Consider the following 26403-nt stretch of genomic DNA (forward strand, 5'->3'; position numbering starts at 1 on the left):
AAATATAAAAAAGCCACAAGGACAAGTGGCTCAATCAAAGCAATGATGATTTACATCGACTATAACTCAAGTTTATCAATAAACTTCTCACAACTTAGCGCCTTACCTTCAATGGCGACACACAGGTGACCACACTGATAGCTCCCAATACCTGATTCACTCAGCTTAGCCATGCCAGCACCTTTTAGTAGGCAATGCTTTGAAGTAGCGTAGTAACCTGAGATATGTTCGCTTAGTTTAGCTTCATGCGGAATATCTTTAGTGTCAGCATAATAGAATAGCGTCCACTCTGGGTTTTGTGTGCAAGCGGTCAAAGATGAAACAAATAGACCCAATAAAAATATTCTGATAAATCCCATAAAAACTCCAAACGTGCCATTAAATAGCAGCCAATAAAAAAGGCGAAACTTAGTTCGCCTTATTTTACACTTGTTATACCCCTTTGGGTAAACGAGTTACTTCAACGATTTTGCCTTAGCCTTGCCGATTCGAATAATACGCCCTTCAAATCCTGTAACTGTGCCATCGCTAAGTCCGTAATCCTTCGCCTTTTGGCAGACTGCAATGGCATTATCAAACTCACCACAGTCATTGAGCAAAGTCGACAAATGCATAAAGCCAATGCCTTTTTGTGTTGAAGGAGACTCAAGCACAGCAAACAGTGATAGGTAATAGGGCGATAGTGCAGCACCATATTCACAATACTGAGTTTGCTTACGTTGCTTATAACACTCAAAAATAACTGCAAGCAGACCCGTATGCTTAATCTCATTGTCGGCAGCACCACGGTATTCAAATAACGCTTGGGTCAATTTTTCATTCGCCCAAGATTCATCGGTAACCGCCACTGTAGCCACAGTGGACTCAGGTTCAATTTTAGCTGGCTCTGGCTCTGGCTCTGGCTCTGGCTCTGGCTCTGGCTCTGGCTCTGCAACAGTTTTAACCGCTTGTTCACTACTCGCAAGTTCAGGCTGAATATCTGCCTCTTTAACCTCTGCCGTTTCTTGTGCCTCGAACGTTAGTCCCTCGTCCACTGGCATTTTAGCTTCATCAGCTTCTACTTCTTCCACGACCTTATCTGCAGGTTTCTCCGCGATAACCTCAGGTTCAAGCTGTTCGACAGGTGCGACTTCATCTGTAGAATTAGCGGTCTCTTTAGCATCCTCGGATTGAAGCTCTTCAAAAACGTCTTTTTCAACAGGCATACTCGTCTGTTGTTTTTCATCTTCTGCCAGTTTCTTAGCGCGGTTATACAGATAAATGCCTAGAGCAACTAGCAAAATAATGGCTATATATTTCATTGTCGTCCACCAGTGATTGACTTCAGCCTTGTGTCAGGCTGTATAGTTTCTATCCATGTTCAGATAGTAACCGATATTAATAATTCATTCCCCTGCTACAAATCAAGTATTTATATACATTTTTAATCATAATTCTCAATTCATAGCGCTAACGCCCTATTTTGTCAGTTATTTGCATCAAATTACAACTCTATGACATGAAAAATTGTTAAACATAGCATCGAGCTAAAACAGGTATTTTGTGCGCCCCTTCATAGTTTAAGCGACCATGATTGAAGCAGACTCAAATGAAGCGATATAATAACTGAGTAAATTAGTAAGGTACTATGGTTGCTAAACATCTGAGGGTGACTAGACATCTAAGATTTTAAACCACAGCACCATTTTGTGAACATGTGAAAGGAACGGTTATGGCAACGCAGGAGTTACTTCAAGGTAAATTACTACGCGAATTTCAGACCATACAAGCTATGGTTGAGATCTATTGTCGCGCTCATAAACATGGCGACATGTCTGATTGCCAAGCGTGCCAAGAGTTTCTTCAATACGCCCATACTCGCTTAGATCGCTGCCCCTATGGACAAGAAAAGCCAACCTGCAATAAATGTCCGGTACACTGTTATAAACCCCATATGAAGGAGAAGGCTAGAGAGATCATGATTTTTGCGGGTCCAAAAATGCTTCTGCCTCATCCCATTATGGCGATACGACACTTATTATCAGGCAGAGGTGACATTCCCGGTAAACCACCGCTTCACCAGTCAAACCGCCATCTAAGAAAGCAGCAGGAAGCTAAAACGGAATAACACCCACTTTCGTCACTTACTTCTAACTTCATTCATTACCAACAATAGTGATTCAACATCTATTGTGAGTGCTATTTGGCATACTTTCACTATTTCACTTTTAAATGAACTTTCCACCAACAAGCACCGCCTAACTGACCAGAACATTAATCAAATTTTATTCTAGCCAATGATCCTGTCGCCTTAATCACACACCTATAGATAAAAACAACTAGTAGAATACTGATTGGTATAAGGCATAGGTTAATTTCCCTAATGGTCATTATGCATCTGTGTTACGCATCATTTGTTAAAGGTTCTATATACTTATCAATCTTGTACACGCCATGTTTCATACTCAATAAATAGGTGATTATTTACCCGATTTAACTTGCTCTTGCCTACTCTACAGTTGACAATGAATTGCTATGAATGAATTTAATGACTTTTTATCACAGAGTTATTGGTGGTTATCACTTCTCGGCGGTCTGCACTGCATCGGGCTAGGCCTGTACATTCGCTATATTTACCGAGAGGGCAATGGAAACCATAAGCTACTCGGTAGTATATTTAGCTTAATGGCACTGTATTTTTTCACCGGTATGCTCAACCGGGATAACTCTCCAGCACCAATACACCTGTTATTCACTCTCATCATTCCTGTCTATTTCCTATTGATGCCACTCCTGTATCTCTACTGCTACAGAAGTTTGCACAATATTCGTCGGCCAATCCGCTTTTCAAAGCATTTTTACCTTGCACTGATTGTCGCAGTTATCGTACTCACTGCATCACTAATCAGTAAAAACATCACACCAGAAACCAGTTTAATCTCGTTAAGCAAAGAGACCAGGCTAGGCTATTTGGGCCAATTAGGGGCCTTGCTCCCAGGCTTGCTCAGCTTACAAACCGCTACCTACTTTTTTCTGATTATACGCATGCTCACTAAGCACCGAGGACGCACGCCTAATGTGCATCAGGAGAGCTTAAGAGATATTAAGTTTCGTTGGCTGCTCGTACTGACATTTTCAATGATGGCTAACTGGTTAATCCGCACCGTGCTGGTCATTCTTCCCTTCTATTTTGGTGATCAAATTTCAGATCTCACTCAGGTATTTACCCGCTTAGCCCTGCTATTGACCATCTATATTTTAGCTATATATGGGCTACAGCAAATAACAAGAGCCGCTTATTTGAGAGGCAGACTCACCATTAACAGCAATAGTAGTAATAACAACATTAATAAGGCCAGTTCCCAACTACTCAGCTCAGAGGAATTAAGCTACCTTCATCAGCTATTGAAAGAGGACCCCAAAAAAGATCAAGTTGATCATAAAGTGTGATCGACTTGAACAAATATATCATTGCTTTTCACCTCTCTATATTTCCGAGCTGAAGCTTTTACGTTATTGTGTCTGCAACAAAAATAACTAAAGCATTCAAATATAAAAGGGATAAAGATGGGAAAGGCATATCAAGTATCAAAGCTTGCGGTGATCACTGCGGGGCTCCTGTTAACGTCATCATCTTCACTCGCATCAGAGCGAAATCATCAAATAACCATTGATGATTTTTTCGATATCGGCGGCATGAGTAGCGTAAAGCTCAGCCCTAATGGCAAACAAGCTATTTGGTTAGAATCTCGCTGGGACAAAGAACTGGATAAAACCCAAAAAGACCTGTGGCAAGTCAATACTAAAACGCGCCAAACTACACGTCTGACCTTTACTAATGAAAGTGAATCTAGCCCAGTTTGGAGTCCAGACGGTGACTATATTTACTACTTAGGTAAGGTGACTCATGAAAATAAAAAAGCGCCATTCAACGGTAAAAGCCAAGTTTTCAGAATAAGCAAAGATGGTGGTGAAGCTGTGCCTATGACCAAAGAGGTCGAAGGTGTTAACGCTTTCTCAATCAGTAATGACGGCAATAACCTGTATTTTCTCGCCACTAAAACAGTCAAAGATAAAGACCTCTGGGCTGGAATGCGTGCCAGTCACGATGCGCCAAAATATGGCCATGGAGAAAGAAAAACTAACCCTATCTACAAGTTAGATCTACAACATTTTAAACAAGAGTTATTACTCGATGATGACAAGGTCGTTTGGCAATTTAATGTCAGCGATGACGAAAGCCAGATTGCGCGGATCACCACATCAGATAATGAGCTGGTGTATCTAGAGGGCTGGTCAAATATTGAGGTTTACAACACTCAAAATAAAACCAATAAAGTATTAGAAGACAACAGCTGGCGTGAACAAGCCCCCTCTGCTTATGGTTGGCTACTCGGCTTAGACTGGCACAGTGATAATCAGCAACTTGCCTTTAGAATCGACTTCGATGGTCACCCAGGAAAGCTGTTTATCAGCAACACTAAGACTGATGCTCTAGTGGAGCTAACACGTCCAGATGATGTCACACTCAATTCAGCAGATATTCAGTGGCGTCCTAACAGCGATGAGCTCTGTTATCGAGGTTCAGAGCATGCTCGAGTCAAACTATTCTGTACTGAAGTTGAAGATGGTAAGCAAGGTGATACACGCACTGTAGTCAAAGATGATCTTGTCATTGGTAGTTACAGCTTTAGCCACAATGGAGAAAAGCTCGCCTTTAGTCATAACGGTCTGGAACACTTCTATGACCTATACATCGCCGATGCCGACAGTAAACGTGCTAAATATAAGCGCATGACCAATATCAATCCACAAGTTGATAGCTGGATCTTGCCGCAAATAAAAATCGTCAAATGGCAGGCGCCAGATGGGTCAACAGTCGAGGGGATATTAGACCTCCCAGCTGGGTATAAGAAAGAAGATGGTCCATTGCCATTAATTGTGCAAATTCATGGCGGCCCGACATCTGCAACACCTTTTGCGCTGCAACATAGATCTTATGGTCGCTCCACCTTCACTGCAAACGGCTGGGCTTTATTATCTCCAAACTATCGTGGCTCTACCGGTTACGGTGACAAGTTCCTTACCGATCTCGTGGGTAAAGAACATGATATTGAAGTCAAAGACATCATGGCTGGTGTCGATCAATTGATCGCTGATGGTATAGCCGATGGCAGCAAGATGGCTGTAATGGGTTGGAGTAATGGTGGTTACCTCACTAATGCATTAATCAGTACCAATACCCGCTTCAAGGCGGCCAGCTCAGGTGCTGGAGTGTTTGATCAGCGCTTACAATGGATGCTAGAGGACACACCGGGCCACGTGGTTAACTTCATGGAAGGGCTTCCTTGGGAAAAACCTGATGCTTATACCCACGGATCTTCACTCACCCATGCAGACAAGATCAAAACCCCGACTCTGATCCACATCGGCGAGAATGATCAGCGTGTGCCAGCCGGTCATGCTCAAGGCTTATATCGTGCCCTAAAGCATTACCTCAATGTGCCAGTGGAGTTAATCGTCTATCCGGGTGAAGGCCATGGCCTGAGCAAGTATCAACACAGAAAGGCTAAGATGGAATGGGATCAGAAGTGGTTCAATCATTATGTACTAGATAAAAGTGTGTTAGATAAGGCTATCGATTAAAAATCAATAGCTAAAGTAAGCTGTGAACGGCTTACTTTAGTCTGTACCTTAGCTGACAAGCTCAGATAAAAGCGCCTTTAACGGCGCTTTTTATTGCCTGTAGCATTCTATTTAGGTCAATTGCTGGGTATGGTGTATAGGTATTTCATTAAATTGGTTTTAGCAGCATTTTTGCAACGGAGTCCAAATGAACAAGTTCATTTCAACCACATGTATTCTTATCGTCAGCCTTTTTATGAGCCAGGCCGCTATCGCAGATGAAAGCTATGCCGAGACAGTTGCTAACTTTAAGCAGGCTAACGATACCCATAAATTTTTCGATAATGCTTATGGATATGCGATCTTCCCTACCGTGGGCAAAGGTGGATTCGGCATCGGAGCCGCATATGGTAAAGGGCGTGTATTTAAAGGCAATGGCTACGCAGGTGACACCAGCCTGACTCAGATATCTATTGGATTCCAGATTGGTGGCCAAGCCTATAGTGAGATCATCTTCTTCAAAGATGCTAAAGCCTACAATGAGTTTACCAGTGGCAGCTTCGAGTTTGGTGCTCAGGCATCGGCAGTAGCCATCACTATCGGCGCTAACGCTCAGGCAGGTACCACAGGTAACTCAAGCAGTGCAGGCAAATCAGCCGCTAAAGCCGCCTATATCAATGGCATGGCAGTTTATACGCTAGCAAAAGGCGGCTTGATGTTTGAAGCAGCGCTAGCAGGACAATCGTTTACCTTTGAAGAGAAGTAAGGTTTGAGGTTTCTAGGTTCTAGGTTCTAGAAACTAGGGCCTTCTGCAATTTGTTGTCGGATAACAAGTTTCAAATATCTTTCTTGATATTGGGTTCATTGAGCAGGTTTGGTATTGGGTTAGCTTGCTCAGTACCAAAGCTTCATTGGTATTTATTGCTTGCAGCAGGTGCTGTAAATGGATTTACGAATGTCATGATTGCAAGGATGTGAATGAGTGACCTCACATGTAGCTACTTCTGTAGGGCGCTGGCTCTTGATTTCATAAGAAGTGTCCCTATACGCTCTGCGGTTTCATCCCTGAAACCGAAGCCCACAGCCGTATCTACATCAGCTTATTCACTTCTTCGATTATATTACCTAGTGACTGATGCTGCGTTAAGTAGTGAGTAACGCTGCCACCGAATCTAAACAATTGCACTTTAACCACAAGGCTCGATTCGAACTGAAAATGCCACGAGTTGGGAATCTCTCTTAAATGCTTTGTTAGCTTAATGCCCAAGGAGTTCGGTACAGTTCATCATAGGAGCTCTCATGCACAACTTGGACCCCTACACTACTTAAAAACAATGTTTGTCCAGTTGATAATACGCTTGTATTCGCATGAACAAAATAAGCTGCCTTTCTACGGTGAGGAAATAGATTAAAGTACTTTGCTCGCTCTATTAGCAGCCAACGTAAAAAGACTTCTGTTGTATCTAAACCAAGCCCGATAAATATTAAGTCATTATTGAAAACAACATGTAACCAACTTTGATAACCAGACCATTCATCTACATTTTTTCCTGAAAACAACCTCGATTCATTACCTTTATGAATTAGCCTTCTAGCTCTCTCGACTGAGCCCATATAATGGGATAACCCCAACCGTATACTTCGGTTGTATCGCTGCATTCCGTTGATGTGCCAGATGGCAAACTCACCGGCAGGATCACGAACTTGATGATTAGAGAAATAACTTTCCCAAGGATAAAAGTCAGTAAAAGATTTTGAATTAAAGTGCGTGATGTCTTTAGTAAAACTTGAGGACAATGTTTCCTCAAAGTTTGTGGTTAATATTGGTACATTCTTACTCTGAGCCCATGTAGAAATACCCACATGATGCTCTTTTGGTGTCCAGTTACTCATTAAGCCACAGAACTCTTTCTGCAAGTTAATTTCGTCAGAACTCTTAGTTAAATCGAGAGCGTCATAAAATTCAGTAAGCGAGATCCCTTCGGGTGCAGACAGCTGTGATGCTGACTTACTGTGAATTTCCCACAGCTTTAATAGCATTTTGTCCCAAGAGTTGTTTCCATCAGCACGAGTACTGTTGTATCGATTGATACCGTTGCCAATTACGAGCGCAGGCTTTAATCTTCCATCATCTAATATATCTACTAACTTCAAATTTAACCTCTTATTTAAGCTAACGCCGCATTAAGTCGTGAGCATCACCTCCACCAGACCTAAAATATCGTGTCGTAGATACTAAACTTGATTTACACAAAAAATTCCAAATGTCGCTAATCTGTCTTAACGATTTGTTATGTTATTCCCCCCCACCTTTTGTCTTATATGTTTCATTTTTGTAGTTGATATTTGATGTAAAATTGGTCAGTACAAGACCAATTAAAACCAAGGTGTACATTGACTGAGTAATAACCAAAACCTTAGATTTAAGATCATTTGGCAGCATGTCGCCATAGCCAATTGTAGTTGCTGTTATAAAACTAAAATAGATTGCATCAATGCTGCCTTTTAGACCATCGATTGAAGCAAACCCCTCGTAAAGTACTCCAAACCCCAAACAAATCTCGACATAGTTAATCATCACCATCAGGTAAGATCTTTTATTTGAAATTGGACTAACATATATATCAGACAGAAAAATTAGCCCCAAGAGGTACAAAAGAGTTTCAACTAGCAGATAACCAGTTAAAGCTAGAACAAATGGATTTGACTGTAACTCTAATGAGAATACAACTAACGGAAAACATAGCTTTACCACAACGTAGAACTCTGTTGCTAGTTTTCTGCACAACAACCCACCGTAACCTGAAATATGCCTTACATACAAACCAGGAAATACGAATGCGGAAATCACTAGTAGCAATCTAAGTAATCTCTCGATTCCAAATGTTTTTTCTGTCTTCTCATTCCAGATTTTAGATACTTTCCAGCCTTGAGACTTAATCGCTGGATGTACAAATCGTTTTTCAGAGACTAAATCACTACAAATAAGTTTCAAGAAGAATTTTATCACTAAAAGCAACCACCTAAACCAATGAATATAAAAATCTAATATATTATGCCAACGCTCTTTGGAAAGGATACTCTCAAACCTTCTTATAAAAATGCGTTTAAAACAATTATGTAACCTTGCTGCAAAAATTATATCCAATACACTCTTGATCAAAACGCTCAAGCAAACTTTCATTCTATTGAATATACAACTGTATATTGTACATCCCAATAGCAAAGCGTGAATTGACACTCCTCAAACTTTCACAAAAGACACAAAAGCTCAAAATTATCGATATGGCTCTACCGTGACATCCTTGTCACGGAAGGTCACTGCCGCGTTTACACCTGCTATGACTTCAAGAAAGTTGTTTCTTGATTGGGGTTTACAGTTCATAACTAATTTCTGTCGGATAAGCGGCACCTGTTGCCAGGTGCTGCTCTCCTAAGAACCGTACGTGCAACTTTCACTGCATACGGCTCAAGCCTCGAACAAAGGGGTCGGAGCGAATAAGGTCAAACCTTCTTGTAAATCCACAAGTGTAGATACGGCTGCGAGCTTCCAAATCAGGGATGATTTGGCAGAGCTTCCATGGATGGACTTGCAGCGTCTCGCAGAAGCATCTGCACATCCCCCGCTGGGAAGCGTTAGATAACAATAGAGTAATGACCTTCAATGACATATGCCAACAGCAAAGGTCACTGGATTCCGGCTAAAAAGCTCTGCCGGAATGACAAAAAATGAATAAACAGCTCGGAGCGAATAAGGTCAAATGTTCTTGTAAACCACCAAGTGTAGATACGGCTGCGAGCTTCGACAGCATGGAAGCTGTCGCAGAGCCCACAGGGATGTGCTTGCGGCGTTTCGCAGAAGCATCTACATAGCCCCCGCTGGGAAGCGATAGGTTGCCATGAAAGTACGACTTTCAAACACGCTTCCAAGTATCAATGATGCCACAACCTCAATCAAAAAATGTAATCAGTCTTCATTCGAAGAGATTGATAAACGGGTGTAGATACGGCTGCCAGGCGGTAGGTTACATTTAAGGTACGACCTTCAACCCCACCACCAAATACCAACTCAGCCGAAAGCTAAATCAAAAAATGTCATCAACCTTCATTCAAAGGCGAACTACTTATGTCCCCATGGAACTGGCGGTAACGCTACCGGTTTAGTCAGGTCAAAGTCGACTCTGAAATCACGCTCTTCACGTGTCAGGCGATAAGTAAACTCTTGTGGTTTGATGTACATATGCCACACATTGGTAATAGAGACATTTAAACCATTTTCTCTAAAGTTATTGATCGAATAGGCATCGACGGGAAAAGACTGCTCAGTTGCACTTCCCATATCTGCAGTCATACCGCCATACATAGTCACCTTGTCTTCACTGCCATCTTTGTGACGATGATCGTGGGCTAAATGTAAGCCGTATTGAGTTTTAGTGATCACCCAAGTACGGGAATGGTCATCACCAACATGAAAAGGAACTTTTAGTTCCGTGTCGGTACACTCACGCACATGCATGATAAGTTTCTTTCCGTTGAATGCTGAGTCGGCAGTGTTTCCTGCTGTCACAGTGCCTTCGAACGCTTTACCACAATGGGCAGCAATACTATCGAAAAAATCTGTCTGCTCAGTGGTTACAGCCATAGCCGGAAGTGCAAAAGTAGTGGCGGCTAAAAGAGCTACCTGTGAGTATTTTGTTGTTTTCATTATTATCTCCAATTACTTGTAAATAGCAGCCTAACATAAGGAGATAAATTTTAACTTAAAGGGTCTAATACCATTGATATAAAAGCCCCTCAGCGAAAGAAATTACTGAGGGGAGGGTAATGGAAAGCACTAATTGTCGATTAAACTCCTGCCTAAGGGACAGGACAGGCTAGGCTTTCACAACTCGGACTGGAATGCCGTGACGGCAGTTAGCACCTGTCCAATAATCATTGAGCATGCTGGCCTTCTGCTTTCGAGTTGGATCCGATGGGATCATCTGATTAATCGCCACACCACCGGCACGCTCTTTTAAACCCGCCAGCTTTTGACCATTGATAATCCTGTCATCACCACCAAAACCTTGGGTGTGACCAAAACCATGGGAGACACATACAGCGCCTTTCGCCACCCCCGAATCGGTCTGCAACAGACCAACGGCAGGCTTGCCATTCGCTGTTATCAGCTTGACATTATCGCCGTCGCTTAAACCCTGCTCACTGGCGGTATCTTGGTTCATATAGACATAGTTAGTCGGACTAATTTCGGCGATACGCTTATAGGCCACCGCATAGTTAGAACGCACTGTCGCCTTGTAGCTTGAGAACAACAGAGGATACTCCGACTTAGGCCAATGACTCTCCCAGGTATCTCCATTCCAGAATTTGTGTTCCTGATAGGTTATTGTCCCTGGATAACGCTCTCCAGAATAGGCATGACGCAAGTGAGTAACGGCTTCATGATAGATCTGCAGACACTTAGCACCCGCCCCCTTGATAAACTCACCGTCATAACGATCATCCGCCACATAGTAACCGCCACGTGACAGTAAGGACTCTACCTGACTCGTTTCAGTTGGGGTCAATCTTGGACTCAGCGGTTTCATCGCATAATCCAGCCCGGCCCACTCTCTGTCCTCAGCAGTCACCTTAGGCAGGTTTTCACACTGAGCCGCTACGTTAGCCAGATATTTAGCATGCCAATCTTCGAAACATAGCAAGTCTGCCTGATGACCATCCGCGTGAACGATCGCTCCTTTACCGAAGCCGGGGAGATTCATCTCTAGGGCGATATCGATCAACAGCTGCTCCATACACACATGCTGACCACGTTCGTTTTTAACCGTTCTCGGTGTGACCAATGGCGCTGCAGCAACAACCCCCAACATATGCGATCCCCACATACGATCGGCGGCATACTCCTCCAGCATTGAACGATCCGGAATGAAATAATCCGCATAACGGTTGGTTTCATTCATGTGACAATCGATACCTACTATGAGAGGCAAACGCTTAGGATCGGCGATACTCGCCACGACTTCCTGGCTTATCGATGCAGCACTGTAGAGGAAGTTGTTGCGCCAGTTGAACAACACTTTGGCCCGATATGGGTCGGCGTTAGCATGGCTGGTCCACTGCTCGGCAGCATTCATGGCTGGCAGAACTTCATGCCAAGGTGTGCTTGCCGGATAGGGGTTTTGTCCCTTGGCTACCTTCTGTTGATACTCGGTAGAGGACTCATAAGCGCCATCACGACAGGCATTGACGACACCATCTAAACTGACACCATCGGCGATATTAGCCAGATCATAACGCCCTTCCATGCCACCGATAGGACCATTGCCGTAAGTCGCGCCACCTTTAGCATCATGGGAGCCCACTAAGGTATTCAATGTTGCCCAGATCCAACCCATCACGAATCCATCGGAAGAGTTAGTGCCGCCGTTACCTGCGATACAAGCCCTACGCCCATAATGGCCTAAGTCTCTCGCCACCTGACGCATATCTTCGATGCCGATCCCCGATTGTTCGGCATAGACCTTCATGCTGGTACGCTGGGCTTCCTCTCTAAGCAGAGACAGGGAAGAAACCAGCTTAACCTTACGGCCCTTGCTATCCTTAAACGCTTTACTGACAAACAGCTCAGCCTTGTCACCATTCTCGGCAGACACTAGGCTGCTTTGGCTCCCCGATTTGATGATTAACGCTTCATCGCCACCTAGGCCAAAATCGGCGGCCTTAGCGAAGTCTAGGTAGTTCGCATGTTTAGGATCCATCACCACCAAGTGGCCGGCATTGGTATAGTTAAGCTCATCCGCTGCCTTCGCCGCCTTCTCACTCGCCCCTTCAAGATGGGCCTTATTGAACCAGCCCTCCTCAAGCATGGTGCGAATGACACCGAAGGAGAATGCGGCATCCTGGCCAGGTTTTACTGCTAACCATTTGGCATTAGTATCTGCGGCAACCGTGGTACGTAATAACGGATCGACACACACATACTTGAATTTTCTATCGACTCGGCTATCTGCAAGCCCACGTCCAGCTCGGTTAAGACTGTTACCCGATGAACCTGGGCTGGTGCCCATAAACAAGCCATATTCGACATTTTCCCAGTCGACATCGTTGAGCCACTCTTCAAAACCAGCCGCCATTCCAAGGCTATAGCCAGTTGCTTGCGCCGCTCCGCAATAAGCGTGCTTAGTACCTAAGTTGCTGGTGCCCCAAGACTGCTGCATGAAGCGCGCATAAAAACTACCTCGCAGCGTATCTTCGGCGCAAAATGTAGCAAACAGATGGTTAGCCGCGGTGCCAAACTCCGGGAATCCAGGCTTAACTTGTTTATCGAGCTGACGTACAGCTCTTAACCCCTCTACATGGCCCTCTCCAAACAGATCTCCACCTTCTAAAATCTCTTTTAACGCTTGCTCATAACTGATGCTGACCCACTTACCCTCGCCACGCTTTCCATCACGTTTAAGTACTTGGGTAACCCTACGTTCGTCATCAACGGAGTCGGCACAACTCGCCCCTTTAGCACAGGTAGTGGCGCGATTTTCCAATCCTGCCTCACCCGCTAAGGCTATATAACTTTGCTTAACAGGCATATCTATAGGTAATGGAGAGCCTGAGTTGTTCTCACAATATGGGTTACCACCAACTTTGAGAACTCTGTCACTCGCTTCATCGATGCGTACCCGTAAGCCGCAGATGTTATAGCAACTGAAACAACGAGAATATGCCGTTCTTATTCCAGGCGTTTTACTCCATTGTCCATCGGCACTCTGTAGACACTCTGGAACAATTGGGTGACCGAAACGGGATACATCTTCGCTGCGCACAGCATTGGATGCTTGAGTTTTTTCACCACAACCCACAGTAGCTGCAGCGACAGAAACAGCGCCCGCTTGGGTTAAAAATTTACGTCTATCCATTGTCAACTCCTAGCGCTGCCATTCGAGAAAATTAAGTGACAAGATCTCTTGATCGTCTGTCTGTTCTGGTAAACCGATATAAAAGATATTGGGCTGAGTACCTGCCTCAGATAACATGGCATACGCCTTATTGTCCCTAAGTAGCTCAGAGACCTTGCTTTCAGGATCATTCAGATCGCCAAATACCCTAGCTTCACCAATACAGGTCTCAACACAGGCAGGCAGCAGGCCTACTGATACGCGGTGAATACAGAAATTACACTTTTCCGGGGGAGATTCTAACGTCTCATCTTTGCGTCTAGCCCCATATGGACAAGCATCGACACAAAGCTGGCAATAGATACACTCATCATGGTCAATGACAACAATGCCATCTTCTTTACGCTTATAGGTCGCTTCGACAGGACATACATATACACACGCAGGGTTATCACATTGATTACACTGATTTGGTACGGCTAACGTTGATATCTCACCTTGATGCTCAATACTCGCTTGATTAACTCGGGTTCTTCCTCGTCCTGCATCAGTCTGGTTTTCCATCGCACAAGAGACGGTACAGGATAAGCATCCAGTACAACGGCGAACATCAAACACCATAGCCAAACGTTTTCCTGCAGTTTTTGCCTGTAATTGTGCCATCGGCACAATTGACAGCATGGCACCACCAGCAACCATTTTTAATATGGAACGTCTATCCAACATAATCCACCCTTATATATAAACTATATTTTCACAGCCAATATGAATTGACCTTTTATTTTAAAATACACATATAAGAAAGAATTAATAACTAGTATTAAATTTAAGATTTAAGATTAAAACAAAGCTCACACTTTAAAAATAAAAAAATAAATTGTGAAATAAAATCCTAGATAGTATTTTAATGTGATTATGATAATTAATTAATCACATTGTAGTACAACAAATAATCCCAAATATTAAACAAACGAAACAATCACACCAAGAATACATTAAAATACAACGCGTTACACCAAGACAAGATCAAGCGCCCCGATGCGACCACAATATTTTAATTTATAAAAATCAAATAATTAATGAATAAAATACAAATATCGAATATCGATATTTGTATTTATCGATATTTAAAAATTGAGATTAATATCAAAGTAAGAATAATAACCACATTAAAAGTGTGACATATAGCACTGTATTAACGCCGAGATACATAGATGATACCAGCCAATAACAAATCACTTGATATATACCATGAATAAAATTGACCAGTTAAATTACAATCAATTAAAAGTTTTCATTTCAATATATGAACATGGTCAAAGTCATCATGCAGCCAACGAATTAGGCATGACAGCATCTGGGGTCAGCCGCACCTTAAAAATATTAAGAGAGATATTTAAAGATTCACTATTTATACGTCGCGCTTCCGGATTTGTCGCCACAGAAAAAACTCACCAGATCATTCCAATGGCAAAGGCACTCGTCGAACAGTACCAACAAATAGAGGTGCAGCATTCCGTCTTTACGCCTGCCGAGTCAGGTGGCCAATACATCATTCATGCCTATGATGAATTCGTCTATGCGGTGAAGAAGGTAATACGCGATGACATACTTCTAGAAGCACCCAATCTTCGCTTCGATGTTCGCGTGCTCACCCACGATTGCAGTATGGAGCTGGCCAATGGTGATATGGACTTCGTGGTTGTGTATGAAGGATTTAATGGTAAAAACCTCAATTATGAGATGTTCTCCGAAACCGACAGCCTATATTTATTAGCCAGAAAAGATCATCCATTACTCTCTCAATCGCTGACCTTGGAATCCATCTCACAATACCCTTGCCTTGAAATAGACAATTATGACGATCTGACCTGCCCGCTATTAGTCAATCTGTGCCGCGAACAAAATCTCACCATGGACGTTGAAGGCTATACCGATAGTCTCGCATCAGCCATGAGACTACTTAGTGAAAGCGATGCGGTGACATTGAGCTGCAATCAGTTCACACGTCAGTTCGTCAAGATGATTCCTCAGATCCAATACATCAAATTACCAGAATATTTAGCACGAAAATGCCGTATCCGCCGCAGAGAAAACCGAGAGATTGGCAACTATGTTCTCTTTGGAAATACCAATAATTCAGCAGCATTTAATTGGGTTAAATCCAAACTAATCTGCGGCTTAGAGAGAGAGTGGCGACTCGCTAGTGATGAATAATTTATACCTTAAATAGCCATAAATGAATAATTAGTCCCTGCACCGGCTAGTCATTCAGTACCCATTGAATCAATAGGAGCGTGACAAACAACAGACTTAAATATCAGCAACAAAAGAGTGAGCTAAACCATAGCTATAAATAATTATTAGTGTGAGCAAAAAGCATGTAACGGCACCATCAAGCTACGCCTGAAGCCTGAGTCGTACATAGCTTCAAAGTGAAGTATCTAACTTTACAAATAAAAATTAAGTAGTGAATAACACTATCAAGATGGGGAACACATATGAAGATTAACAGACGCGCATTTCTGCAGGGGGTTGGAGCCAGCTCCATTGTCAGCTCTCTGTCAGGCTTGATGCCCGGCATTGCCAGTGCTACGGAACAACGTGGCGGCGCACCTGACAAGTTGCTCAAGCGCGAAGGTGAGATTAAATATCACACTTGCCAACGTAATTGTGCCGATCGCTGTCTACTGAAGTTTACCGTGCAAAATGGCCGTATGACTTATGTTGAAGGTGCTTCAGAGATGAAGAAGATGGGCACCTCTCCCTGCGTTAAAGGCCATGCTTACGTACAATACACCTATGCTGCCGATCGTATCTTACACCCTATGGAACGTGCGGGTGAAAAAGGCGAAGGAAAATGGCGTCGTATCTCATGGGATGAAGCCTATGCAAAGATCAGCTCTCGCCTGAAGACTATTATTAAAGATCACGGTGCCGATTCAATTCTGCCATACAGCTACTCGGGCCACGAAGGGGTTATCGGTAAGTACGGCGGACCAAGCCGTTTCTTCAACGCCGTCGGTGCACGTAAACTAGACCGTAAAGTCTGTGTATTTGCCGCCTATGAAGGCCTTAAATCTGTGACCGGTACTTATCAAGGTCCAGATCCATACGACAATATCTACACCAATTGTTATATATCTTGGGGCCAAAACGAAACTGCAACTAACGTTCACGGCATCAAGTTTATCAATCAGGCTCGTGATAAAGGCGCCAAGCTATTAGTCGTTAACCCTATTCGAACTCCTATCGCCTCTCAGGCCGATATCTGGCTTCAACCTAAGCCAAGTACTGATACGCACCTGGCAGCCGGGATCATGAAGTACCTGATCGAGAATAACTTAGCCGACACCAAATTTATCGAAGCCAACACACTGGGTTATCAGGACTTGCTAAAACGCCTGGACGGAATGAGCTACGACGAAATTGAGAAGGTCACAGGCGTACCAACAGAGAAGATGTTCAAGTTCGCCAAGGCTTACGGTGAATCTGAGCTATCGGTATTACGTCTAGGTTACGGTATGCAGCGTAACTACAACGGTGCACGTATGTCTCGCGCTATCGCAATGATGCACGCCGTTGCGGGTCAATATGGAAAGATTGGTAACGGTTTTATCTACGATAATACCCAAGCTGATGACAGCCTAAACTACTCTAAGGGCCGTGCCGATCACATTCACCCTAATAGCGATACCGTAGGTCATGTCAACATGACGGAGATCGCCAAAGCTATTCACCCAACAAATCCAACAGCTTATGGCAAGCCAATCAAGCCAATTAAGGCTGTGATTAACTACAACGGTAATTTCGTATCGGTTGCCCCCGATTCAAATGCCTGTCGTCGTGGTGCCATGCGTGATGATCTCTTCTTAGTCGTTCATGACTTTCTGATGACTGATACCGCAGAGCTGGCAGATATTATCGTGCCATCGACCACACAGTTTGAGTTCCCTGACATGGGCACTGACTATAACTGTTACCACATGCAAACCTCAGAGAAGGTCATTGAACCGGTTGGAGAATCTAAAGACAACTGGATCTTCTTCAAGGAATTAGCCGCCCATATGGGGCTAGATCATCACCCCGAGCTGCGGGTCGATTATGAGCAGATCCTGCGTGACTTCTTAGACACAGATGAACCAGCATTTAGACATAACAACATCACTTACGAGCAGATCATCAAAGAGAAATTTGTCACGGTTTACGATCAACGTCCCTACTTCGGTGACGGCAAGTATAAGACTGACAGTGGCAAAATTGAGTTCTATTCAGAGATGATGAAAGATGCAGGCTACCACCCTGTTATCGACTTTGGTCTGCCTGAAGATGAGATGATCCCTGAAGAGAAAAACTTGCCGTTCCGCATGTTATCTCCGGCTATCCCTCAGCGTGCAAACAGCGCCTTCTACAACGTGAAGTACATTCGTAACTTCCCAGCCTACTTCGCCAAGGTTAATACCGAAGATGCCAAAGAATTAGGGATCGAGAACAACGACAGAGTCAGACTCAGCAACCACAGGGGCGAGGCGTTCTTTATCGCGCAAGTGTCGTCTCAGGTTGGCCGTGGCACTCTTATGGCACCGAAAAACAACTGGCGCCGTATGGATCCACAGGGTAAAGCAAGCTGTACCAACAACCTCACAACCGACAAGTTAACCGATATGGGCGGCTGCTCCGCATACCATTCGACTAATGTCGCGCTAGAAAAAGCCTAAGGAGTAAAAGATGTCTATTAATCAAAAAGTGGGCTTTGTCTTCAGACAAGAGAACTGTGTTGGTTGTGGTGCCTGTACTGTCGCCTGTCAAATCCACAATGAACTGCCAGAGAACCACAGATTTCGTAAGGTCGACCGCTATGAAGTACAGCGTGAAGATGGCGCGATTGATGTGTGGCTATCTCACTCTTGCATGCACTGTGAAAACCCTGCCTGTCTCATGGTTTGCCCAACTAAGGCCTACCACGTAAGAGATGACGGCATCGTTGTGTTAGATCGTGAGAAATGTACTGGTTGTGGCCTGTGTGTCAGCGCCTGTCCTTACTCTGCCGTGAGTATTCGCGAAGATGATGGCAAGGCCGATAAGTGCAACATGTGTGTCGAACTGCTGGACCGCGGCATGAAACCAGCCTGTGTAACCGGCTGCCCGGTGCAATGCATAGAAGTCGACAGTATCGATGAAGTGCTCAAGAAACCTTCGGCAAGTAAAGAGGGCGTAGGCTATGGCGACTGCATCACTAAACCTAACATGGTGATCATTAAGGAACGTGCATAATGAAGGCTGAATATGGCTCAACCACAGCGGCATACTTCGCTTATAAATCGATGATTTTTAATCCTTCGGGCACTGAGGCGTTGAAAGGCCTCATCGACTACCTGAGCGCAAGTAGGCCAGAGAGTCCACTACTCGCCGAAGCGATAAAGTTTATCGAAGATCCTGCGGAGCTTGAGTTTGATTTTAATCGCATGTGCATTGGACCATATAAACTGCTGGTAGCCCCTTATGAAGGGATATATATCAGTGGCAACCATGTCATAAACACAGATGAAACGGTGAGAGTTGCCGAGTTTTACCAAGAGATAGGCCTGGTTATCGATGATAAGTTTAATGAACCAGCCGATTTTATCGGTAATGAACTTGAGTTTCTCTACTGTGTTCACGCCTTAGCTTGTGAACAGAAACAAGTCAATAATCTTGATGCGTTCAAAGAGCTCAAGCAGCTAGCCAATGAGTTTCTCAGCAAGCATCTTGGCAATTGGATCGCTCCCTTCTGCGAAGGAATACGCCAACATGCCTTTCACGCTTTTTGGCGGGAATTTGCTATAGAACTTCATCACTTTATTACCAGTCAGATGAAAGATGATGTTAACAGTCCAAACCCCTGTTAACTCATCGCTACCGAGTAAAACGGCATTATCCGTCAATTTCCGAATCCACCATTATTTCGGGGTTAGCGGCTAGCGCCAACTAAGCGACATGAGTCGCAAAGGAGTTATTAATGAACAAAGCAATACGCTGGTTTAGCTTTATTCTCGTCGGTTTGCTTACCTGTGGAACTGCGATGGCAACCGACGTTGCCACCTTGCAGCCACAGCAATGGCAAACGATAGAGATACATGCAATACCGGGGGATATACCTGAACTTAGAGGGATGCCGACACAAGCAGAATTGCTATTACCGGCATCAATTCCAGAAGATGCCGATGAAGCCGTGCTCGGCTATTTAGGCGCAACCGACAATATCGCATTTCTGGTTTATGCCAGTCTGTTTGGCGTAATAGCCTTGTTTATCATCTTCATCATGGTGAACGGGATCTCACGCCTGGATAAAGGCTTCTCGGGAAAGATGATCAAGCGCTGGTCAGGCTTAAGTGTCAGTGTTCACTGGCTCGGAGCAATTGCCTGCATCTTACTCATGTTATCCGGTTTGATCCTTGCGGGTGGTCGACTCTATATGGAGCCAGGCATGAATGCTTCCAGCTGGGCAGCCTTAGTTGGACTGTCTAGCGGACTGCATGAGCTAATGGTATTTCCCTTCATTGCGGGTTACATCTTGATGATCTTGATGTGGGCACCTAAGCAGATCCCCACAAGTTACGATCTCAAATGGTTCGCCGTATTGGGTGGCTACATCAATATGGGTAAGAAACAACATCCAGATGCAGGCTTCGCCAACGCCGGTGAGAAACTCTGGTTTTGGGTCTTCGCACTGTTCGGCGGCTTCATGATAATTTCCGGGTTAATCATGATGTTTCCAGCCACGTTCGAGGTTAGCAAGAACACCGCTAACCTTATGTTACTCACGCATATCGTCTCCACTGTCATCATCAGCGCCTTCTCTGTGGTCCATATCTTTATGGCCACTGTGATGTCTGAAGGCGGCATGTCTAACATGACCTCTGGATACTGCGATGAAAACTGGGCCAAGCAGCACCACAACCTTTGGTTCAAAGAACTCAAGTAAACGGGCTAATTCCTAGCATCAAGCTTTGCTCACCATCAACTTCATAGGGTGGTGAGCAATCTCAAATAGAGCTTAGGCTCTGACCCAAAAATAGTTCAGCTTTGCACTAACCGACTCTTGCCTAAAGAGAATGGCGGCTAGTTGCAGCCTGAAAAAACAAAGAAGATGAATACGATGAACACACTAAAATCACTCGTGGCAATTGCCGTGACCCTTTGCAGCTATAACGCCTATGCCGATGAGGCTCAGTCATTAGAGGAGCGTGTAGCCCAGCTCGAACACAACACCACAGCATCACAATTTAAAAATAGTCAGGTCAGTCTATATGGCTCAATCCGTCCAACACTTAGCTACCTGGATGACAGCCAAGATAAAACCTGGGATGTTCGTGATGCCCTGTCTCGTGTAGGTATCAAGGCCAGCACAGAATTTGCCGATGGTTGGAGCGCTATAGCTCAGGGAGAGTGGAGCGTAGACATCGCCAATTCGGGGAACTTTGGCAAGGCACGCCAAGCCTATGCCGCTATCGCTTCACCATACGGGCAAGTGGGTATAGGTAAGCAACGTCCGGCTCAGTACACCTTAGTTGCCGAATATGTCGATATCTTCAACCATGGTAACAGCCCATACGCCTATGATCATGAGAGCCCATTCTTCGTCGATAACTTTATTACTTACCAACTCGTCACCGGTGATTTCACCTGGATGGCTGGTGCACAAGTTGATGGTAATAGCGGTGATAATGGTGCCGATATGGTCAACATAGGTGTCGGTTACGATTTAGGCCAGCTACATCTAGGCTTAGGTTATGTCAGCCAAAACACCCAGACAGATGCCAGCCTCGAAGGTGATGATCAAACCATTGGTGGCGTTGTAGCTTACACCTTCAGCAACGATCTCTATGTCGCTGTCAGCTACCAAGATAAACAATATAACCTTGATGCCTTAAGCCAAGACCGCAGTGGTAGCACCTTAGACACTGCGCTGGCCTACCCTATCGCCAAAAACTACAAGGTGAAACTGGGCTACTTCCAGTTTAAAGATGGCATCGATGACAACACGTCAGCCGACTATGACGGCTTCAATACGACCCTCGAGTGGAATCCAATCTCAAATGTACGTGTTCACTTAGAGTACTTAGCCAAGAACTCTGATAAGCATGCAGATGATCAAGCACTAACCTTAGGCTTCAGATACGACTTCAACCTTAACTGGAAAGGCTAAGTCGCTATTGAGCGAGCTGTAAAGCAAAAGAGCTAACCCCAATAAAGAGGCCTACTAGAGGCCTCTTTTCATTTATTTCACTATTGTGGAGATAAGTAATTGTTAGGATTTAGAAAATCGCTGATAGCGTCAATGGTGAGACCACCAGCAATGAAACCATCAATCTAGCAACCGCAAACCATCAACTCAGGTTGATCGTGGAGCAATTCAAGCTGTCTTAACAATCGCAGCAGCGGGTCGTCCTGCTTAGGACTGGGCGACCTGAATCAGCATGCCCGGTTCAGCGCTAACTTGAGCTTATCAATAAATCGCCTTAACACTGGCGGCAGTTGTTGCTGATAGGAATGCAAGGCATACACCTCTCTCATCTCGCCCCTATAGTCAGGGAGTACTCTTTGTAGCAGCCCAAGATCGAGATCGGCTTGCACAAAGATAGAGGGCATAAGGCCAATGCCTATCCCACATTTCACGCTATTAATCGCACTGATAGAGGTGTTCACCTTCAACTGTTTATCACTGCTAAACAAAATACTCTCACTGTGATTATTTTGCAGAATGGCTCGATGTTGCCAAGGGAGAGTGACCAGATGATGAGACTCCAAACTTATCTCATTTACTGGTCTTTTAGCTAAATAACCAGGAGAAGCCACCAGAATGCTATCTAATGTACCTATTGATATTGCATGGTAATTACTGTCCTTTTGTGGCCCTACCGAAATCGCTATATCCAGATTATGCTGTAACAGATCCAGTCGCTCATCGGTAAACACCAACTCAGGCATCAGCTTGGGATACTCATGGCAGAGATGCGCAATTATAGGCGTCACTAACCCAGCTTCGAATGCATGGGGAGCCGTAATCGCGATTCGACCTGCTGGGGCAAGATCGTGTGACTTAACCTCTTCCAGCGTCATAGAAAGCAGATCAAGCAGCTGCTCACTTCGTTCTGCCAGCTTTTGGCCAATCACGGTTAAGTTTAATTGCCGTGTACTTCGATTTAACAGACGTACGCCAAGCCCGCTCTCAAGTTGGCTCACATACTGGCTTACCGCTGACTTAGTGTGTCCCAGCGACTCAGCTGCCGCAGTAAAGGAGCCTTGCTTAATCACCTCATCAAATACCAGCATCTGATAAGCCAACCTCTTTTGTTCAGTTTTATTGAACATTGATTTCACCGTAAGGCTAATTATCATCGAATGAAATAACAATAAACTGCCCGGCATAGGAAAACAAATCGATTACCCAGGAGAAACATCATGAGCCAATCAATACGCCAGTCAGTCATGCACGCCAGCCAACAGTGGATAGCTAACTTTAATCAGGGCAACACTCAGGCTTGCATCGACAGATATACAATAAATGCCTCAATGCAGGTCTCTCCTTTTGGTCGCTTCCAAGGCATAGGTGCTATAGGGGAGTTTTGGCATGGCTTTGCTCAGCATAAGCCAGGCGAGCTGGTCTATCGCAATGTCGAAATTAAAGTCTTGAATCCAAAAGCAGCCATTCTTTCGGCGAATTTTTCGATGAACATTGTCAGTGGTTTTATCAGTAAAGAACTTTGGGTATTAGCAGACGATGGCCAATGGTATCTGGAAGACGACGACTTTAGCGTACTCACTCAACTCGAAGCGCCTTTGGCCAAAGAGCAACGCACAGCATTGGTCTTAGTCGACTTGCAAAATGACTACTTTCCGGGTGGGCGCTTCGAATTAGAAACCCCACTCGAAAGCACTAAGAAGGCAAAAGAGCTATTGTCTCACTTTAGGGCTAAACAGCTGCCAGTGATCCACATTCAACATATATTTGAAGATGAAAGCGCCCCCTTCTTTGCCCCACATACGACAGGCATAGAGATAGAGAGCAGTGTCGCACCGATTGAGGGGGAGCCTGTCATCGTCAAGCATCAGATAGATAGTTTTATCGACACGGCGCTGGAACAGACTTTGGTTCAATTAGGCATAGATAAACTGGTTATCGTCGGCGCTATGGCTCAGGCTTGTGTGCAAACCATCTGTCGCAGCGCAGTCAATAAGGGCTATCAGTGTGAAGTCATCCAAGATGGCGTCGCAGCGCCTGCTTTAGAATATGGAGAACATAACTTCTCTGGTGCTGAAATTATCGCGGCGAACATGCTATCACTCACCTTTGGCGGCGCTAAAATCAATAATAGCCAAGCTTGGTTAGCCCAAAACAGCTAACTCAATGTTAATTTAGTCACAGAAGACGAGTAGATATAAAAAAAGGGAATACTCAATAGATATTCCCTTGTTTATATTCATTAGCTAGAACAGCGTCAAGCAATACTTACCTTTGATGTTTAGGCGTGGTGCCCCAGACATTCTTTTTCGCTGGACGTTGCTTCTTGCTATTGGCGCTCGCTCCCTGGCCCGCGGAGGCTTTACCGCCCTGTTGACTCGATGAGCTGCCAGATTTAGCTTTTCCTTTAGGCTTTCTATCGGCAAACTGATCTTCCGAGAAGCGGGTAAAGGCTTTCTTACCCTCTGTAGATGCCTTCTGCTTGCCCTTATTCGCACCGGCCTTACTCTTGTTACGCAAGGCTTCACGCTCATGACGGGACTCGGCTGGAACGAGACAATTTGCCCCATTACCAATGAGTTTTTCTTTACCCATCTCGATAAGCGCTTCACGGATCATCGGCCAGCCAGCTTCATCATGATAGCGTAACAGTGCTTTATGTAATTTACGCTGACGTCCGCCTTTAGGAACAGTCACTTGCTCTGTCGTGCGTTTCACATTCTTAAGTGAGTTGAGCTCAGTGTGATAAATGGTGGTCGCATTGGCCATCGGCGATGGATAGAAGTTCTGCACCTGATCGAGCTTGAACTTTTCCCCCTTAAGCCACAGTGCCAAGTTAACCATGTCTTCATTGGTTGTACCTGGATGCGCCGAGATAAAGTAAGGGATCAGATACTGCTTCTTACCCGCCTCTTTCGAATACTTATCGAATAGCTCTTTAAACTTGTCATAGCTCCCCATGCCCGGCTTCATCATCTTGTTCAGCGGGCCTTCCTCTGTATGCTCAGGCGCAATCTTGAGGTAGCCACCAACATGATGAGTCGCCAGCTCTTTTACATAGCGTGGATCTTCAGATGCCAAATCATAGCGAACACCCGATGCAATTAAGACTTTCTTAATGCCTGGCACATCTCGCGCAGCGCGATACAGATCGATTGTCGGCTGATGATCTGTATCCATATGGCCACAGATATCGGGGAAAATACAAGAGATACGACGACAGGTTTTTTCGGCTTTCTCACTCATACAGCCTAGGTGATACATGTTAGCCGTTGGACCACCTAAGTCTGAGATCACGCCGGTAAAGCCTGGTACCTTGTCCTGAATATCTTTAATTTCATTCACAATCGACTCTTGTGAGCGACTCTGAATGATACGTCCTTCGTGCTCGGTGATAGAGCAGAATGAACAGCCACCGAAACAGCCACGCATGATGTTGATCGAGGTCTTGATCATGTCATAGGCTGGGATCTTTTCCTTACCATAAGAAGGGTGCGGCACTCGCTGATAAGTGAGTCCAAAAACACCATCCATCTCTTCGGTACTTAACGGCCATGCAGGAGGGTTAACCCAGATCGCGCGCTCGGCATGACGCTGAAATAAAGCTCTGGCACAACCAGGATTCTGCTCTTGGTGCAAAATTCTAGACGCATGGGCATAGAGGTATTTATCAGCCGATACTTTTTCATAACTAGGCAGTAAGACATAGGTCTTCTCCCAAGGTTTAGGGCGAGCAGGCTGTACACTGATGGCTTTAGGTGCATCATTATCGAAAATTTTAACATCCGAGGGGCCGGACAGATTCTTACATCCGACATCGTCAGCCCCATAGGGATTTGGAATAGGATCTATCTTGTGTAGCTGATCAATCTTACGCGAATCCATCCCCTTCCATTCAGGTAAAGGTTCTTTACGGATCACTGTGGTGCCGCGAATATTGTGCATCTCACTGAGCAGTTCACCACTGGCCATGCGATGAGATATCTCCACCAATGGGCGCTCCGCATTACCGTAAACTAAGATATCGGCTTTAGCATCTAAGATAACTGAGCGTCGCACTTTATCTGACCAGTAATCATAGTGCGCGATACGACGAAGACTCGCTTCGATGCCACCAATGACCACAGGCACTTGCTTAAAAGCTTCTTTACAGCGCTGAGTGTAAACGGTGACGGCACGATCGGGACGCTTGCCACCTATATCACCTGCAGTATAGGCATCGTCATGACGCATACGGCGCTCGGCAGTATAGCGGTTGATCATCGAATCCATGTTGCCAGCTGTCACCCCAAAATAGAGATTTGGCTTGCCTAGCTTCATAAAGTCTTCTTTATTTGACCAGTCTGGCTGAGAGATTATCCCGACTCTGAATCCTTGAGCCTCTAGCATACGGCCAATCACCGCCATACCGAAGCTTGGATGATCCACATAAGCATCGCCTGTGACTATGATAATGTCGCAACTATCCCAGCCTAATTTTTTCATCTCTTTTAGAGACATAGGCAAGAAAGGCGCAGCCTTCGTTTGCTCAGGGCGATATTTAGGATAAGTAAAGAGAGTGGATTCAACTTGCATGAGTAATAGAGCCTAGCTGTCTAACGGTGAAAATAGAATATTCGCGCCCACTAAGGGGACGCGGAGTATAGCAGGGGACACTGCAACTAGGCGAACAAAAAACAAACA

20 protein-coding genes are annotated in these 26403 nt (G+C 44.7%); 11 read left to right on the top strand and 9 right to left on the bottom strand.

The window, feature by feature from the left end:
* Window positions 1-59: 59 nt before the first annotated feature.
* Complete coding sequence (locus FM038_RS23090; protein ID WP_142873649.1) at window positions 60-359, bottom strand: hypothetical protein; 300 nt, start codon at window positions 357-359, stop codon at window positions 60-62.
* Window positions 360-455: 96 nt separating this feature from the next.
* Window positions 456-1301 carry a hypothetical protein gene (locus FM038_RS23095; RefSeq protein ID WP_185965819.1) on the bottom strand — a complete coding sequence of 282 codons (846 nt, stop codon included), beginning with the start codon at window positions 1299-1301 and terminating at the stop codon, window positions 456-458.
* A 410-nt stretch (window positions 1302-1711) separates the two neighbouring features.
* On the opposite strand from FM038_RS23095, the gene FM038_RS23100 reads away from it, so the two are divergent.
* The 4 genes from FM038_RS23100 (at window position 1712) to FM038_RS23115 (ending at window position 6370) form a co-directional block, all read left to right on the top strand.
* On the top strand, window positions 1712-2107 hold the full coding sequence (locus FM038_RS23100; protein WP_142873647.1) for a nitrous oxide-stimulated promoter family protein: 396 nt from the start codon (window positions 1712-1714) through the stop codon (window positions 2105-2107).
* Between the two features lie 407 nt (window positions 2108-2514).
* Window positions 2515-3429, top strand: a complete 915-nt coding sequence (locus FM038_RS23105; protein ID WP_142873646.1) for a hypothetical protein — start codon at window positions 2515-2517, stop codon at window positions 3427-3429.
* Window positions 3430-3546: 117 nt separating this feature from the next.
* Complete coding sequence (locus FM038_RS23110) at window positions 3547-5625, top strand: S9 family peptidase (RefSeq protein WP_142873645.1); 2079 nt, start codon at window positions 3547-3549, stop codon at window positions 5623-5625.
* A 187-nt stretch (window positions 5626-5812) separates the two neighbouring features.
* Entirely contained in the window at window positions 5813-6370 is a 558-nt protein-coding gene (locus FM038_RS23115; RefSeq protein WP_142873644.1) for a lipid-binding SYLF domain-containing protein, read from the top strand.
* 485 nt (window positions 6371-6855) lie between these two features.
* On the opposite strand, the gene FM038_RS23120 is transcribed toward FM038_RS23115, so the two are convergent.
* The 5 genes from FM038_RS23120 to FM038_RS23140 form a co-directional block, all read right to left on the bottom strand.
* Window positions 6856-7758: a hypothetical protein gene (locus tag FM038_RS23120; protein ID WP_142873643.1), complete on the bottom strand. Its 903-nt coding sequence runs from the start codon at window positions 7756-7758 to the stop codon at window positions 6856-6858.
* A gap of 142 nt (window positions 7759-7900) precedes the next feature.
* Window positions 7901-8752 carry a potassium channel family protein gene (locus tag FM038_RS23125; RefSeq protein ID WP_199242716.1) on the bottom strand — a complete coding sequence of 284 codons (852 nt, stop codon included), beginning with the start codon at window positions 8750-8752 and terminating at the stop codon, window positions 7901-7903.
* Window positions 8753-9724: 972 nt separating this feature from the next.
* Window positions 9725-10309: a hypothetical protein gene (locus FM038_RS23130; RefSeq protein ID WP_142873642.1), complete on the bottom strand. Its 585-nt coding sequence runs from the start codon at window positions 10307-10309 to the stop codon at window positions 9725-9727.
* Window positions 10310-10478: 169 nt separating this feature from the next.
* Window positions 10479-13517, bottom strand: coding sequence for a molybdopterin-dependent oxidoreductase (locus FM038_RS23135; RefSeq protein WP_142873641.1), 3039 nt, complete (start codon window positions 13515-13517; stop codon window positions 10479-10481).
* Between the two features lie 9 nt (window positions 13518-13526).
* On the bottom strand, window positions 13527-14222 hold the full coding sequence (locus FM038_RS23140) for a 4Fe-4S dicluster domain-containing protein (RefSeq protein ID WP_142873640.1): 696 nt from the start codon (window positions 14220-14222) through the stop codon (window positions 13527-13529).
* Window positions 14223-14747: 525 nt separating this feature from the next.
* On the opposite strand from FM038_RS23140, the gene FM038_RS23145 reads away from it, so the two are divergent.
* From FM038_RS23145 to FM038_RS23170, 6 genes are all read left to right on the top strand, one after another.
* Window positions 14748-15713 (top strand): LysR family transcriptional regulator, encoded by a 966-nt coding sequence (locus FM038_RS23145; protein ID WP_142873639.1) that lies wholly within the window; start codon window positions 14748-14750, stop codon window positions 15711-15713.
* A 284-nt stretch (window positions 15714-15997) separates the two neighbouring features.
* The gene (locus FM038_RS23150; protein ID WP_142873638.1) at window positions 15998-18214 is read left to right on the top strand and encodes a molybdopterin-containing oxidoreductase family protein; all 2217 of its coding nucleotides are present in this window, start codon (window positions 15998-16000) and stop codon (window positions 18212-18214) included.
* A 10-nt stretch (window positions 18215-18224) separates the two neighbouring features.
* Window positions 18225-18770 carry a 4Fe-4S dicluster domain-containing protein gene (locus FM038_RS23155; protein ID WP_142873637.1) on the top strand — a complete coding sequence of 182 codons (546 nt, stop codon included), beginning with the start codon at window positions 18225-18227 and terminating at the stop codon, window positions 18768-18770.
* Window positions 18770-19384 (top strand): TorD/DmsD family molecular chaperone, encoded by a 615-nt coding sequence (locus FM038_RS23160; protein ID WP_142873636.1) that lies wholly within the window; start codon window positions 18770-18772, stop codon window positions 19382-19384. Before FM038_RS23155 ends, FM038_RS23160 begins: the two co-directional genes overlap by 1 nt.
* A gap of 110 nt (window positions 19385-19494) precedes the next feature.
* A complete protein-coding gene (locus tag FM038_RS23165; protein ID WP_142873635.1) occupies window positions 19495-20460 on the top strand; it encodes a formate dehydrogenase subunit gamma in 966 nt (321 codons plus the stop codon).
* A 165-nt stretch (window positions 20461-20625) separates the two neighbouring features.
* Window positions 20626-21684: a porin gene (locus FM038_RS23170; RefSeq protein ID WP_142873978.1), complete on the top strand. Its 1059-nt coding sequence runs from the start codon at window positions 20626-20628 to the stop codon at window positions 21682-21684.
* Window positions 21685-21950: 266 nt separating this feature from the next.
* On the opposite strand, the gene FM038_RS23175 is transcribed toward FM038_RS23170, so the two are convergent.
* Window positions 21951-22850 (bottom strand): LysR family transcriptional regulator, encoded by a 900-nt coding sequence (locus FM038_RS23175; protein WP_223292957.1) that lies wholly within the window; start codon window positions 22848-22850, stop codon window positions 21951-21953.
* Between the two features lie 90 nt (window positions 22851-22940).
* Here FM038_RS23175 and FM038_RS23180 point away from each other — a divergent pair, with 90 nt between their 5' ends.
* Window positions 22941-23882 carry a cysteine hydrolase family protein gene (locus FM038_RS23180; protein ID WP_195873155.1) on the top strand — a complete coding sequence of 314 codons (942 nt, stop codon included), beginning with the start codon at window positions 22941-22943 and terminating at the stop codon, window positions 23880-23882.
* 106 nt (window positions 23883-23988) lie between these two features.
* Here the strand turns inward: FM038_RS23180 and FM038_RS23185 are convergent, their stop codons facing one another.
* The gene (locus tag FM038_RS23185; RefSeq protein WP_142873634.1) at window positions 23989-26295 is read right to left on the bottom strand and encodes a YgiQ family radical SAM protein; all 2307 of its coding nucleotides are present in this window, start codon (window positions 26293-26295) and stop codon (window positions 23989-23991) included.
* Window positions 26296-26403: the final 108 nt, after the last annotated feature.

Origin of the sequence: Shewanella eurypsychrophilus (assembly GCF_007004545.3) — a bacterium.
Taxonomy (GTDB): domain Bacteria; phylum Pseudomonadota; class Gammaproteobacteria; order Enterobacterales; family Shewanellaceae; genus Shewanella; species Shewanella eurypsychrophilus.